This window comes from Paenibacillus sp. FSL H8-0259 (assembly GCF_037963255.1).
Classification (GTDB): Bacteria; Bacillota; Bacilli; order Paenibacillales; family Paenibacillaceae; genus Paenibacillus_AQ; species Paenibacillus_AQ phytohabitans.
In genome coordinates this window covers 2,100,976-2,116,081 of the sequence record NZ_CP150147.1, presented here as the reverse complement: position 1 = coordinate 2,116,081, position 15,106 = coordinate 2,100,976, and the positions used below count along the sequence as shown (strand labels likewise).

Sequence of the window (15,106 nt, the reverse complement as noted above, 5' to 3'; positions counted from 1 at the left end):
AAAGGAAATGTTGCATTTCATACAACAATTCTCAATTTGAGGCAGACATAGGAAGAAAATGTTGTATTTTGTGCAGGATTCTCGTCCAGCAGGCACTGTCCGCCCGGCGAGTCCAACCAATTATCCCCACAAGAGCGGGGCTTTTGCTCGCTGACTACCTCGCTCCCTACCACGCTGATAATTGATCACCTCACTCACTACCACCCTGACTACTGGTTACCTCCTCCTTACCACGCTGACAACTCAGATACTTTGCAGACACCCTAAAACAAATTAATCACCTTATAAAAAAGAGGCTATCCCCGTCATTGCTGACACAGCGGGATAGCCTCTTATGATTTACCTTTTTACCTATTTACCTATTTACCTGTTTACCTAAGGACTTCCCAGCCAGCAGCTAGGGCTTAGCCCAATTTCACCAGGCTGTAGTTTTTCTTGCCTTTGCGGACGATGATGAATTTGCCGCCGATGGCAAGCTCAGCGGTAATCTCTGTCTCCAGCTCGTTGACACGTTCGCCGTTAATGGAGATTGCACCTTTGGTAATATCCTCACGCGCCTGGCGTTTGGATGGCTCAATGCCCAGGTCGACCAGCCAGTCGACAATGTTCTTCGACTCCTTAGTGGCGGTGAAGGTCGGCATTTCCTTGAAGCCTTCTTCGATTTCATCGGCAGTCAGGGAGCTGATATCCCCGCTAAACAGCGCTGCGCTGATGCGTTTAGCCTGCTCCAGCAGCTCTTCGCTGTGGACGAAGCGGGTCATTTCCTCGGCAAGTGTTTTTTGGGCCTCGCGTTTATGCGGCTCCGTCGCCACCTTCTCGGCAAGCGCCTCAATTTCCTCCTTGCTCAGGAAGGTGAAGTATTTCAGGTATTTCACCACGTCGCGGTCATCGGTGTTCGCCCAGAACTGGTAGAACTCGTAAGGTGTGGTCTGCTTCGGATCCAGCCAGATGGCGCCGCCGGCGGATTTGCCGAACTTGGTACCGTCTGCCTTGAGCATCAGCGGGATGGTCAGGCCGAAGGCTTTGGCTTCGTTGCCTTCTTTTTTACGGATCAGATCCAGGCCGCTGGTGATATTGCCCCACTGGTCCGAACCGCCGATCTGCAGCTGCACATCCTCATGCTGGTACAGATGCAGGTAATCCATGGACTGCAGGATCTGGTAGGAGAACTCGGTGAACGAGATTCCGCTGTCCAGGCGGCTGGAGACTACGTCCTTAGCCAGCATCGTATTGATGCTGAAGTTCTTGCCGATGTCGCGCAGGAATTCGATGACGTTCATGTCCTTGGTCCAGTCGTAGTTGTTAACCATCCGCACCTGATTGTCGCCTTCAGTAATGAACAGCTTCTTCATCTGGGCCGTCAGCGCATCCACATTCTCCTGTACCTGCTCCAGCGTCTGCAGGGAGCGCTCGCTCTGGCGTCCGCTCGGATCACCAATCGTTCCGGTAGCCCCGCCGATCAGAATGACCGGACGGTGTCCGGCAAGCTGGAAGCGTCTAAGCATCATAAAAGGAATCAGGTGGCCGATATGCATAGTGTTGCCTGTAGGGTCCACGCCGCAGTACAGCGATACAGCCTTACTATTCGTTAATTCACGCAGCCCGTCCGCATCTGTCTGCTGGTTAATGGCGTCGCGCCACAGCAACTCGTCGATAATGTTCAACATGTACAGCCCCTTTGGTTTGTTTTGTGTGTAATTGGTATGCATTGAAAAGCAGCCAGCTTAACGGGTGACTCCGCAATCTCTGAATTTGGGCAACAAAAAATCGCCCCTTGTCTATTCAGACACAGGGACGATTATCATTAACCGTGTTACCACCCAAATTGCACAGACATCACATTCAAACATGTCCGTACCACTCTTCCGCGAGTTATCGTTCGCTTAGCTCCGCTTGGCATTACCCAAGATACTCCCGAGGTGTAATTCGCAGTCCATTGTATATACCGGGTTCCATCAACCCCCGGCTTTCTGGGAACAGGGACAAGTCTGCTACTGGCTCGTTCAACGTATACCAACTATAAGATTACAGAAAGTATAGCCGCTTCTAAAATTGTTGTCAATGCAGAGGCAGCGCCAGCCAGGAACGGCCTACTCCAAATCCGCTCCATTGCTGGCAATTGCCTTCTGGTACCAGTAGAAGCTCTTCTTCTGCTTCCGGTCAAGCGTTCCGTTTCCGTCATCGTCCTGGTCCACATAGATCACGCCGTAACGCTTGGACATCTCCGAAGTCGACGCGCTGATAATATCAATCGCCCCCCAGGCGGTGTAGCCCATGACTTCGACTCCGTCCAGAACCGCTTCCTTGACCTGGGTAATATGCTTGCGCAAATAATCGATCCGGTAATCATCTTGGATGGAACCATCCTCTTCGACCTTATCCTTTGCACCCAGCCCGTTCTCCACCACAAACAGCGGAAGCTGGTAACGGTCGTACAGCTCTTTGAGCACAATCCGCAGGCCAATCGGGTCCAGCTGCCAGCCCCATTCGGTAATCTTCAGATTCGGATTCTTCACGGTGCTGAACAGATTGCCGCCGGTAACACCATATTTCTCAGGAGTAACTGTGGAAATAAGCGACGTATAGTAGCTGAAGGAAATGAAGTCCACCGTGTTCTCACGCAGCAGCTGCTCATCGCCATGTTCAGTCACAAGCTGAATATGATTGTCGGCAAAATAACGCTTCATGAACGGAGGATAGCTTCCCCGCGCCTGCACATCGGAATGCATCAGGTTGAGCTGATTATCGATCTGGGCCTGCAGCACATCCTCCGGATCACTGGTCGCCGGATAATGGATCATACGCGCGAGCATGCAGCCGATGCGGAATTCCGGATTAATCTCCCGCCCTTTGCGGGTCGCGAGGCTGCTGGCGACGAATTGATGATGCAGCGCCTGATAGGACGCCTCGCGGATGTTATCCACCGTATCCTCTACTACCCCGCCGCCGGTAAACGGCTCGATGATGGTCGTATTGATCTCATTGAACGTCAGCCAATATTTCACTTTGTCGCGGTATCTGGTCATGACAGTCTCAGCATATTTCTCATAAAACGCAATCACCGCGCGGTTCCTCCAGCCCCCGTAATTCAGCACCAGCGACATCGGCATCTCATAGTGGGAGAGGGTAACCAGCGGCTCAATGCCATATTTACGCATCTCGTCAAACATATCATCGTAGAATTGCAGGCCCTTCTCGTTAGGCTCGGCATCATCCCCATTCGGGAAAATCCGTGACCAGTTGATCGACATGCGGAACACTTTGAAGCCCAGCTCGCCGAACAAGGCGATATCCTCTTTGAACCGGTGATAGAAATCAATCCCGTACCGTTTCGGGTAGCCTTCCGCTGAAGTATGCTGCATCCCGCGCTCGATCGTTTCACTGGTGACATGCATCAGCTCTTTGAGGTTGGTGTAATCTTTTTTCTTATAGTATGGCACCATATCTGCCGTGGACAATCCCTTACCGTCTGCGTCAAAAGCACCCTCTGCCTGGTTTGCGGCGATTGCTCCGCCCCATAGGAAGCCGTCTGGAAAAGTGGTCATTTTGTCATCTCCTCATTTTTTGAAAATCGAATGCTAAAAGGCGGGCCGTAACTGCGGGAAAGTTTGGACTTTCGGCCGCTGTTATGTTTGGATTTCCTGAATTATTCCGCTGTCAGCGGTAGAAATCCAAACATAGCTTATGCTTCCGATGCGAGCTTTCCTGCGGAAAGCTTTCAGGCGGACGCTATCGCTCCTACAGTTCAAACTTCCCTCCGTTACTAATACCTTTTGTTAGGATGAAGCGGATTCGGAGGTGACAAAATTCTAAGCCAACCCGATCGCTTCGTTCCGAAATCACTAAGCTCAAACTCAGGCTAAGACCGGAGCTGGCGCCTAGCAAATAACTTAGGCTAAGCTCCAAATCGAAGGTCAAAACTAAGATCCAAAGCAAAGATCAAAATTGAAGACCAAAAACTAAACCCAAAAACTAAGACCAAAAAACTAAGACAAAAACCAAAGACCGAAAACTAAAACCAAAATCGAAAGTCCAAATCGAAGATCCCAGCTAAAGCTCCAAGCTAAAAACCCAAGCTCGACCAAAGCTAAACCGGCAACCTTACAGCTCCGCCTTCAACACCGGCTCACCGAAAGCAACTTCGCCCAGCTTAAGCGGCAGAATCTGCTTGTAATCGGCCGTATTAGTCACGACCATAGCGGTCGTAATATCATAATTCTGGGCAATTTGCGCCAGATCGAAGGTAAGCAGCTTGTCGCCGGCCTGAATCGGATCACCGGCCTGCACATGCGCTTCGAAGAATTGGCCGCGCAGCTTCACGGTGTTAATCCCAACGTGGATCAGGAGTTCCATGCCGTCAGTATTGCGGATAACCATAGCATGCTTGGTTTTGAAGACATTCATTACGGTACCGCTGACTGGAGATACGAGCTCGCCGACCGTAGGGACGAAGGCTATGCCTTTACCCATCAGCTCATCGCCGAAGGTAGGGTCATTGACCTCTTTTAACGGAATCGCCTTACCGGTCATTGGTGCATAAGCTGTGCTGTCTGCGGTAGCGGATGCCGGTTCTACCTCAACCTCTACCGGTGCGGGAGCTGCCGGGGTCACATCTGCCGGTTTAGCGGCGATACTGCCGGAAATCTGCTCCGCATCATCAGCCTCTTCCTGGAAGCCAAGCAACACTGTAACAACCGCTGCAACTACAAAGGCAATGACCATCCCGCCGAAAGCGTACCAGAAGGTCTGTCCAACCAATCCCGGCAGACCCGGGATACCGCCGTTACCAGCCAGGGCGTATGCCTTGGCGCCGAACGCCAGCGCGAAGCCGCCGCCTGCCGCACTACCAATCATCGCCGCGATGAACGGCTTTTTGTATTTCATATTGACACCGTACATGGCCGGCTCAGTAACACCCATAAGTGCGGTGAAGCTGGTGGACAGGGCAACGGATTTCAGTTTCTTGTCTTTAGCCCGGAAGAATACGCCCAGAGTAGCGCCCGCCTGACCCATATTGGAAATGAAGGTCAGCGGCAGGAACTTATCGAAGCCGAGTGTAGCCAGATTGCTGATAATAACCGGAACCAGTGCGTAGTGCATACCCGTCATAACAATCAGGGACATCGCCCCGCCAAGCACGATCCCGGAGATCAGGCCGCCTTCATTCAGCAGCCAGTTAATGCCGCCGGACAATCCGTCTCCGACGAAGGTTCCCAGAGGTCCAATCGCAATCAGCGTGACCGGAACCATCACCAGGAGGGAGATCAGCGGAACGAGTAGCAGCTTGAGAGAGGGTATGATGAAGCGGTCCACTGTTTTTTCCACGTAAGAAAGAATCCAGATTGCGAGCAGAATCGGAATTACGGAAGATCCGTAGGAGACCGCTGTTACCGGAATACTGAGGAAGGATACGGGGTTACCGCTGGACAATAGTGCGCCCATATCCGGATACATCAGCGCCGCGCCGACACCAACTGCTATATACGGGTTACTGCCGAATTTACGCGCTGCGCTGAAGGAGATCAGCATCGGCAGGAAGTAGAATACGCCATCGCCAATCGCAGACAGGATACGGTACGTGTCTGTTCCCGCTGACAGCCATTCCAGGGTCACGAATAGAGCGAGCAGCCCCTTCAGGATACCGGCAGCCGTGATTGCGGGCAGCATCGGTGCGAATACACCGGCGATTGTCTCAAAAATCTTCAGAATCACATTCTGTTTCTTCCCGTCCGCCTGCTTATTTCCTTCCGCTGTCTGCTTGAGCGCCGGGTACTCTTTAACCATTTCGTCGTATACCTTAGGCACATCATTGCCGATAATGACCTGGAATTGCTCGCCCGAGATGTTGGTGCCCATTACCATATCCAGCTTTTTGAGCGCGGCCTGATCCGCTTTATTGTTGTCCTTCAGCTCGAAGCGCAGACGCGTTACACAGTGGTACACCGACTTCACATTGGATACTCCGCCCACCGACTTGACGATTTGCTGTGCTGTTTCCTGATGTTTCATTCGTCTTTCCCCCTAAATTGTAGGTCATAAAATCTAATAAAAAAACCCGAATGAACACGTGCATACGTAAAGAAGTGCATGCCGGTTTTCATTCGGGTTTTGCCTGATTGAACAGTAACAAGCCCCTTGTTATTTGGTTTTCATCAGCCTCTCCAGATGCAGTGTCAGATAGAGCTGCTCGGAATGGGTCATGACGTACTCGTAGTTCTTCAGGATAAAAGATTCAATCTTACGGATGCATTTGAAGGTGTCCGGATAATTCTTCTTAACCACCTTGTACAAATACTCCTCGGTATCGTCATGGCTGGTATGGGTGATGACCCGCTGGCAAAAATATTTGAGATGCGTAATGAATCTGAAATAGTTGACGCTGTCCTCGTCCAAATCCACGCCAAAATGATATTTGATAATGTTCATAATCTCCTGCAGCAGCTGCATCAGATGCGTCACATCGTTCATCGAATCATTGACTTCGGCATTGATGAAATGCAGCGCGATATTGCAGATCTCATCCTTGGGAAAATCAATCCCCAGCCGCTCCCGCAGAATCGTCAGCGCTTCCTTCGCAACATCGTACTCGGCTTTGTAGAAATGCTGTACCTCCCAGGATAACGGGTTGCGGACAATCTGCTCCCGCTCCATCCGCTGCACAGCGAAATGGATATGATCCGACAGCGATACATAAATCCCGTCACTGATCTGCTTATTCAGCTGCATGCGCGCCAGACTTACAATATCATCTGTCACCTGCAGGATTTCAACCGGCATTTCCGTAACAATCGCCTTGAAGCGCTCATAGATGGAGGAATCCTGAAGGCGGAAGACCTTCTCAATCCGCGCCTCGTCAATGGGGTCCCCTGCCCGGAACTGGAAACCGATACCCCGGCCGAGGATAAGCAGCTCCTGATCCTTGTCATCTACGGTGCTGACGATATTATTGTTGAAAATCTGTTTGATTATCACTTTCAGCCCACCTGATTTTGAGGAATAAAAAAGGGCAAAACAACAACGGAAACGAATCAATCATTCCCATTGTGGTTTTGCCCGCATTACCGGTAACAAGCCTCGGAAACAATTTAACATAAGCTGAAAACGGTGTCAACCGTCAGTATCAGAAATCAGCTTTGCTAATTATGCCCATAGCAGCGCTCTTTTTATGACTGGCAGGATTATGGCAGTGCAGCGGTGTGACTTCAATACTTCTGTGACTGTTGTGACTTCTGTGACAGTGAATCCTTTTCATAGCCAATATAGTAATAGTGAGGGATTTACTGGTAAATATTTCTTCATCCAAAGGAGTGTAACTTAGGTGCAGCTTAAGACAGGGGAACATGCAGGGATTTTTACAGGAAAACGTATTTCAGCCAGGTTTATCTTTGGCCTTATTATTCTGGAGATTATTTTCGCGATGACAGTGAACCTCCTTTTCTTTGAAAAGGGGACCTTCGATGACATTAACCGGCTGACCCACGGGTGGATAAATGCCACGTTATGCGCGGGGCTGCTCGGTCTCATGGTAATTGTCATTATTTATTTATGGGCAATGGTCCGGATTCCGCTGCGGGATCTGGGACTGAGACGGGAGAAGCTGCTGGCCGGATGCCTATGGACATTTGTGTTCTGGATGGCTGTCAATGTAATGAGCGCCTGCATCAATCTCATTGCCGGTACAGCACTTACATGGAATCATGACCTTGCCGACTTTCCAAATCTGTTTCTGGGCGCTTTGCTCGGGCAATTGTTCGGCAATGCCTTGCTGGAAGAGATCATCTTCCGCGGCTTCCTTTTTGTGCAGATCCATCATTGGTTGTCTGGAACGGGTAAGCCTTCTTCCCGCATAGTTAAGGCGCTGCTCATCTCGCAAACGGTCTTCGCCCTCATGCATATCCCGAACCGGATTTACGGCGGACTTAGCGGAATGGAATTTGTGTATGATTTTATCCAGCTGGTTATTCTCGGGATGCTGTTTGCACTCCTCTATGTCCTGACCCGGAATCTGTTCATCGTAGTGGGCGTCCACTCGCTGCTGAATGTGAATCTGGTGATCTGGACTAACAGCTACGCCACAACGGCTTCGCTTACCTGTATGGGCTTTGCTATCGGAATTCTTCTGCTGCTGCGGAGAAAGAAGATACATAACCGGAAATCCGTGATACATTATTGACGGTTTAACTGTAAAAAAAAGCAAGACCCTGTTTGCGGACTGAAGCCGCAGGGTCTTGCTTAATGGGTTCTAATTACCCGGACGAACAGGCTCTAGTGCATTTATCTGGGATACCGCGTAAGTCAGCTCCGTCAACGCAGAACTTAAATCAGCAATGATAAGCTGCATCTCCTCATAAGGAGGGACAAACGTGGGACCGAATTCAAAGGTGTAGCTGTAAATCTTAGGCTTGGAAGGGTCGCTTAAATGACGGCTGTAGGCATAATCCTGTGTCGTCCCGCTGGTATAATACAACTGGGCTGACTCTTCAACCTTGTAGGATTTGCCCCGTACGGCTTGTAAAGCTCCGTTCATCCGGTTCCCTAGATCACGCTCCAGCTTCTCATCCTGCGGCGCAATGTATTCTTTGTAGCGGTCCCTCATAAACTCAGTAGTTCCACGCATTCCGTCATACTGATGATTCAAGAAATTCTGGCCGGGGTCAGTGGTTTGGTTATTATCATCCCCCCAGTTGTACATAATTTTCTCTCCAAAGCTGTGAATATCCACATAAAAACGGATTTGTTGGTACGTATCCAGAAGATACTTGATATTCTGCGATTCCGGCTCGGAGAATGGGGCTGGACCAAGGTAAATCAGACTGTTTTTATCTGCTGAGGTACCGATTGTACTCCCCCACAAGAAATCAAAATTCCGGTTCAAATCAACGCCCATCGGTCTCCCGTTCTCATCAGGCCGGCGGTTCTTCCGCCACCAGAAGCCATTACCCGCCAGCTGATCATTCAATGAATCCTGCTCATGGTTTTCCTGACAATACACCTTGCCATCCGGATTAACCTCCGGAAAGATAATCAGGTCTACAGATTCCAGCGCCTGCTTAATTTGCTCATAGGCAAAGCTTTTGTTGCCATACTGGATGGGCTGTCTGCTTGTATAGGCTTGGGTGAGCTTGGTTAACAAGTTAATGCAAATGTCCGCCCCCCCCCACTCGCGCGCATGCACATTGCCAGTAATCAGAATGGCCGGTTTCATTCTGGCTTGTTGTGGAGCGGCACTGAGCTTAACCGCACGGCATGTCCGGCCCTCCCAGGTCCGGTTAGGAAGAGTGATCAGCGAGACCAGCCCCGGGTTTTGCCGGCTGAGCAGCAGCAATGTATTATCGATTTCATCCACAGTCATATAACCGCCCCGCACCGACTCAGCTGTGAAATTCGCGGCATTTATCTCTGACCAGGTATAACAGCTCTGAAGGCTGCTCTCTGGATTGAACGTTGATGGCTAATTTGTATTCTCTGCCGTCAGCCTTGACTACTGCATGATAATGCGGGGTGCTGTCACCTGTGGGTGGTGCAGGTATTCCTCTGATGATCTTTCCTTTTAACACTCCGTATGGATTCAGCGGCATAATAATCGCTCCTTTTTAGTGTGTAGTTTGTGTTGTATGTGCTTGCTTCAACCGCTCAAGTGCCCATTTGGTTATGGACATATCCTGCTCAAGCAGCAGCTTAGCCTCTTTGAACAGAGTAATGAATTGTTGATGCTTACTGTTTATATTTTCTCTGGTACCTCCAAAAAGGAATGGAGCTGTTATGTGAAAACGTTCACTCAATGATACTTACTTTTATTTACATATTTGTTTGTTTGTCATTATCTACTTATGTATTTAATCAGAATGACCGTGTATAAAGGGCCATAATTTTCATGCTGTACTCATCACACCCCTTATGACGTCTCTGCTTGAATATAATGGATTTTATAAAAATTCAAATTTGTGAAAGTATATGGACGTTGTATTTTCCAGCACACTAGCCAGCTAAAGGAGACATGACATGAAACTCAAAGAAACCACGAATGAAATCCCCGCTAACCTTGATCCAAGACTGCAGCGGGTCATTGCTTTCAATCAAAGTGAACACAAAGAGGCTCATCCGCATTTGTTCAACGCAGAATCAGCGGAGACAGCGGATGCCCGTGAAATCGCGGTTATCGCCAAGGTAAAGGATATTGAGGCGTGGAAAAATCTGTCCGGAGTCCGGCAAATTGCCGACCTGGGCAGCGTGCCTGAGGAGCAGGAGAATGTACGGCTCGTCACCGCCCGGATTGCCGCAGACCAAATTGAGCAGATCCGCAAATCACCGGCCGTAATGAGCTTGAAGGCATCACAATTGTTAAAGCCCCAGCTCTTTAAGACCATTGAAGAAACTAAAGCCCGGGCGGATTTGCTGAATCAAAATACTAAAAGCAACGGCGGGAAAGGTGTCGTCATCGGGATTGTGGATTATGGATGTGACTTTACCCATAAGAACTTCATCCATTCAGACGGGACAAGCCGTATTCTTAGCTACTGGGATCAGACGCTTCCTGATTCCAGTAATAGCGAGTTTGGATACGGCAAAGTCTTTTCTCAAGCGCAATTAAGCCGTGCTCTGCAAACAGATGCTCCGTTCGCGGCGTTACACCTTCCTGACCCTAAAGATGATATTGAAGATTGGCACGGAACCCACGTTATGGATACTGCTGCGGGCAACGGTAACGGAACCAATACACCCGGTCCTGCCCCTCAGGCAGATATCGTATTTGTGCAATTGAATGCCGAGGATGTTCCATGGTCGGGACCGGACGCGGTAAAAGGAGATTTCGGGAGTTCGGCGCATCTGCTGGAGGCTCTGCAATACATCTATAAGCTCGCCGGAAACCGGCCGTGTGTCACCAATATAAGCCTGGGCACCAATGGCGGACCGCATGACGGCACTTCTCTGGTTGAGGTAGGATTCGATACACTCCTTACTGCTGCTAACAATCGGGCCATCGTATTGGCCGCCAGCAACTCTTATACCCATGGTATACACGCCAGTGGCATAATCCGCCAGAATGAGGTGAAGGATCTCCGCTGGATCGTGGAACAGTCAGACCGTACCTCTAATGAAATCGAGCTTTGGTACGATGCAGCAGATGAATTCTCCTGCCAGTTAATTACTCCGGATGGGGAGAACCTCGGTGAGGTTAAGCTCGGCACGACTCACCAGGCGGTCGGGAACCGGAATGAAATCCTGATCTTCATCTCCCACCGGAAACAAGATCCGAACAACGGTGACAACGTCATCAATATCTTCATGGAGAGAGGTTTACCGGCCGGTGCATGGACACTTAGACTGCGCGGAGAGAATATCCGGTCGGGGAAATATCATGCCTGGATTGAACGGGATGATTTTGGCCAGTCCCATTTTGAAAAACCACTGGATAATACCCATACCCTCGGTTCAATCTGCTGCGGCAAAAAAACAATCGTTGTCGGTTCATACAGCGCCAAAGAAGCAGGCACACCACTTTCCTTCTTCTCCAGCGCCGGCCCGACACGGGACGGAAGACAAAAGCCCGAGATCAGCGCACCTGGAGGAAATGAAACCCAAGATGAACCTGTGAAATTCAAAGTTATGGCCGCTAAATCGGGATCAATAGATGGTGTTACTCCTATGATGGGCACCAGCATGGCGGCCCCGGCAGTAACCGGCATTATTGCCCTGATGCTCGCAGAAGCGTTGGCACACGGCATTTCCTTATCCAGTGAAGACATTCACGAGATTCTCCGCAAATCCGCAAGACCTATGTCGGGCAGCTGGCATGACCGTTATGGCTTTGGACGCATCGATGCTGCTAAAGCCGTACAATTAGTCGCCGAATTAACGCCCGTCCATTAAGCTCATCCGCAAAGGGGCCAACAACTTCTGTTGGCTCCTGTTGTACATAAGACTCTTATGTAAATTGAATGTAATCCAGAGTTTAAACATTAAGTATATCCTTCTACCACACGACATCGTGTGGTATCTTTGATGTAGATACAGGTGCAATATCATACATGAAGCTATTTCTAGATACTTAGGCAAAGGAGAGTCAGCATAATATGAAGAGTATCGCTGTTTTTTGCGGTTCGAATGACGGCGCTTCGCCCGTATACAAAGAGTATGCTGTTGCTCTGGGCAAAGAGCTGGCTGCACGGGGCATCACGCTGATCTATGGCGGAGCTACTGTCGGCTTAATGGGCGCTATTGCAGATAGCGTCATGCAGGCGGGGGGACGCGTGATCGGGGTTCTGCCCCATTTTCTCAAGAAAAGAGAAATCGAGCATACCCGTCTAACCGAACTGATTATGGTGGACTCCATGCACGAACGGAAGCTGAAGATGTCTGAGCTTGCCGACGGATTCATTGCCATGCCGGGCGGGCCGGGCACGATGGAGGAGTATTTCGAGATCTTCACGTGGGCGCAGCTCGGTCTGCACCAGAAGCCCTGCGGGCTGCTGAACGTCAACGGTTATTACGATCCGCTGATTGCCCTGTTCGGCAACATGGTCCAGGAGAAGTTCATGCAGGAGAAACAGCATTCCATTATGCTGAACGATACGACTGCGGAGGGAATTCTGCAGCAACTCGCTGATTATACCCCGCCTCCGGTGAAGAAATATCTTACGGATGAGCGGACTTGATGGACACATAGTGTTATTGAGCATAGTAAACCCCCTGCGCGAGCCTCTCTGCAGGGGGTTTGTTCTACCGTTCCATATACCGAGATACCGGGTAAGCGCCGCTGTCTGAATCTCAAGCGCCCGGTCAATACCCCGCTGTCATTATTGCTCTCCCTTAATTGTGAAATCCACATTCGTCAGCTGCTCACTCAGACTCCAGAGGCGGTCCGCCGCTTCAGGGTCGACTGCGTGCGGCATCACGCCAAGTGCCAATGAGCCTATACGGCGGGCAGCCTCGTTACGGGTGACAGCTTCGGTATTCTCCACCAGCGGGGCAATATCGCAGTTCTCACAGTAGACGCCGCCCATCCCTTCCAGCTGCGGGCTTACCGCGCACCAGACACTGCTCGCTGCCCCCTGCTGTGCTGTTTTGAGATTCCGCGAAGGATCTAGAATAGGGTTGCCAGCTCCGTCAATCACACCGGCGGCTTGAAGTTCCTGGAAGGACAGATGCTCCCCGAGGCCCGTACCGGCGATGCTGCCCGGATGAACGGAGAAGGCGCGCACACCTTCGTCCCTGCCGCGCTTGTCCAGCGCCAGCGCGAACAGAATATTGGCCGTCTTCGACTGGCCGTAGGCGGACATGCGGTCATAGCTGCGGTGTACGAAGTTCGGATCTTCAAATATGACCGGGGATTGCCGGTGTCCCCATGAAGATACCGAGACGACTCTAGCCCCCTCGGCCTGACGCAGAGCGGGCCATAGACGGGCCGTCAGCTGAAAGTGTCCCAGATGATTGGTAGAGAAGTGAGACTCGTATCCCCTCTTATCGCGCACCAGGGGAGCAGCCATAGTACCCGCACTGTTAATCAGTATATGCAGCGGATGGCCTGTGGCAAGAAACCGTGCTGCGAAATCATCAATGGAGTACGGGTCCATCAGATCCATCCGCTCAATTCTGACATTGTCTATTCCGGCAAGTGCAGCTCCCGCTCTGGCGGTATCCCGCGCCGGGACAAGGACCTCTGCACCGGCGGAAGCCAGTGCGCGCACCGTTTCGAGCCCAATCCCGGAGTACCCGCCGGTAATAATGGCAGTGACGCCGCTGAGGTTTGTGCCGTGCAGAATCTCCTCGGCAGTTGTGGAGGCTCCAAAACCGGAGCCGATAGGTTGTTGCTGGTTAACTGTCATGATCCATGACCTCCTTGAATAACATCTCAAGGCTATTATCGCTTGCCCGCCATGGACATAATAGACCGTTTCTGCCTAAAACTTGCCTAAAGCTGCAATCGATCTTTTACCACCCCATTCTGCCTATTGCTTCCGTACAAGTTACGGCTATACTGTACACTAACAGTACAGGCTAGAGAGAACTGAACCTATATAAACAGGAAGGCGGGATGTACAATGACAGAGCAACAGCTCGAGACCCGCGCCGCTTCTGGACAGAGTACCGGTAATCATCAGGAGCAGATCGCCGGGATCATCGCGCAGACTGAGAAAATCACCCTTGCGGACGGACGCCATCCCACTGTGATCCCGTATCTTTCGATTTCCCGCAACTGCCGGATAACCCCGCTGATTCCAAGTGTCTTAACGCCTTCCTTTTGTCTGATCCTACAAGGCATGAAGAAGCTGCACTACGGCTCAACCAGTCTTGAATATCTGCCGGGAGACTACATGGTGTCCATGATCCATCTCCCTGCCTTCGCGCAAATTGCCGGGGTCTCCAGGGAAATGCCTTATATCGGTCTTCGCATTGACATCACTACACAGGAAATCGCCTCTGTAATGACGCAGGCTGGAATCAGCATAAAGCCCAGAAACAAGAAGGTGAATAATGCCGCCTTTATTGGCAAAGCCGACTCCAGCCTTCTGGAGGTGTTCAGCCGGCTGCTGAAGCTCACAGGCAACGGCAGTCCCCGGGAAGCCGTCTATCTGTCCGGACTCATCAAGCATGAGCTGATCTTCAATTTGCTGAACGGCGATTACGGGCATTTGTTCCTGCAGGAGGTGCTCTTTGACCAGAAAGCCGGAGGTATCGGCCAGGCCATCGAATGGATTCACCAGAATTACAGCCGCTCCTTCACCGTCCATGAGCTTGCTGATGCCAATAATATGAGCGTGTCCGGCATGCACCATAAGTTCAAAGCCATTACGGCAATGGGACCGTTGCAGTATCAGAAGCAGCTGCGCCTCCAGGAAGCCAGACGGCTCATGCTGAGCGGTTCCATGGGTGCCACGGCTGCTGCCATGGAAGTAGGCTATGAGAGTGCCTCGCAGTTCAGCCGCGAATACCGCAGACTGTTCGGCCTCCCGCCGCTCAAGGATATCCAGGCTGTGCGAAGAAGCATCGACCCAGGTGAATTCTAGCAGCCGATTGGGAAGTCTGACGCTCCCGAAGTATACTAGAGATGCTGGTCCCAACTATTACTATTCGCAGACGCATCTATAGCGATTATAGCCTGCAC

Annotated in this window: 11 protein-coding genes; 4 read left to right on the top strand and 7 right to left on the bottom strand. The window is 50.9% G+C overall.

Annotated features, from left to right (window positions below):
* Nucleotides 1–404: 404 nt before the first annotated feature.
* From tyrS to NSU01_RS09005, 4 genes are all read right to left on the bottom strand, one after another.
* Nucleotides 405–1,664 carry a tyrosine--tRNA ligase gene (tyrS, locus tag NSU01_RS09020; protein ID WP_039306839.1) on the bottom strand — a complete coding sequence of 420 codons (1,260 nt, stop codon included), beginning with the start codon at nt 1,662–1,664 and terminating at the stop codon, nt 405–407.
* Nucleotides 1,665–2,090: 426 nt separating this feature from the next.
* Nucleotides 2,091–3,545, bottom strand: coding sequence for a 6-phospho-beta-glucosidase (ascB, locus tag NSU01_RS09015; RefSeq protein ID WP_076242579.1), 1,455 nt, complete (start codon nt 3,543–3,545; stop codon nt 2,091–2,093).
* A 556-nt stretch (nt 3,546–4,101) separates the two neighbouring features.
* Nucleotides 4,102–6,009 carry a beta-glucoside-specific PTS transporter subunit IIABC gene (locus NSU01_RS09010; protein WP_042134934.1) on the bottom strand — a complete coding sequence of 636 codons (1,908 nt, stop codon included), beginning with the start codon at nt 6,007–6,009 and terminating at the stop codon, nt 4,102–4,104.
* Between the two features lie 129 nt (nt 6,010–6,138).
* Nucleotides 6,139–6,972, bottom strand: coding sequence for a PRD domain-containing protein (locus NSU01_RS09005; RefSeq protein ID WP_042134932.1), 834 nt, complete (start codon nt 6,970–6,972; stop codon nt 6,139–6,141).
* 346 nt (nt 6,973–7,318) lie between these two features.
* Between NSU01_RS09005 and NSU01_RS09000 the strand changes: the two genes are divergently transcribed.
* Nucleotides 7,319–8,173, top strand: a complete 855-nt coding sequence (locus NSU01_RS09000; RefSeq protein WP_076242578.1) for a CPBP family intramembrane glutamic endopeptidase — start codon at nt 7,319–7,321, stop codon at nt 8,171–8,173.
* A 69-nt stretch (nt 8,174–8,242) separates the two neighbouring features.
* On the opposite strand, the gene NSU01_RS08995 is transcribed toward NSU01_RS09000, so the two are convergent.
* Complete coding sequence (locus NSU01_RS08995) at nt 8,243–9,352, bottom strand: M14 family zinc carboxypeptidase (protein WP_076242577.1); 1,110 nt, start codon at nt 9,350–9,352, stop codon at nt 8,243–8,245.
* 19 nt (nt 9,353–9,371) lie between these two features.
* Nucleotides 9,372–9,578 carry a DUF2278 family protein gene (locus NSU01_RS08990; protein WP_076242576.1) on the bottom strand — a complete coding sequence of 69 codons (207 nt, stop codon included), beginning with the start codon at nt 9,576–9,578 and terminating at the stop codon, nt 9,372–9,374.
* A gap of 424 nt (nt 9,579–10,002) precedes the next feature.
* Between NSU01_RS08990 and NSU01_RS08985 the strand changes: the two genes are divergently transcribed.
* Both NSU01_RS08985 and NSU01_RS08980 read left to right on the top strand, forming a co-directional pair.
* Nucleotides 10,003–11,871 carry a S8 family peptidase gene (locus NSU01_RS08985; RefSeq protein ID WP_076242575.1) on the top strand — a complete coding sequence of 623 codons (1,869 nt, stop codon included), beginning with the start codon at nt 10,003–10,005 and terminating at the stop codon, nt 11,869–11,871.
* Nucleotides 11,872–12,074: 203 nt separating this feature from the next.
* Complete coding sequence (locus NSU01_RS08980) at nt 12,075–12,656, top strand: TIGR00730 family Rossman fold protein (protein ID WP_042134926.1); 582 nt, start codon at nt 12,075–12,077, stop codon at nt 12,654–12,656.
* 141 nt (nt 12,657–12,797) lie between these two features.
* Here the strand turns inward: NSU01_RS08980 and NSU01_RS08975 are convergent, their stop codons facing one another.
* Nucleotides 12,798–13,826 (bottom strand): oxidoreductase, encoded by a 1,029-nt coding sequence (locus NSU01_RS08975; RefSeq protein ID WP_076242574.1) that lies wholly within the window; start codon nt 13,824–13,826, stop codon nt 12,798–12,800.
* Between the two features lie 216 nt (nt 13,827–14,042).
* Between NSU01_RS08975 and NSU01_RS08970 the strand changes: the two genes are divergently transcribed.
* Nucleotides 14,043–15,008 carry an AraC family transcriptional regulator gene (locus NSU01_RS08970; RefSeq protein ID WP_076242573.1) on the top strand — a complete coding sequence of 322 codons (966 nt, stop codon included), beginning with the start codon at nt 14,043–14,045 and terminating at the stop codon, nt 15,006–15,008.
* The last annotated feature ends 98 nt before the right edge of the window (nt 15,009–15,106 follow it).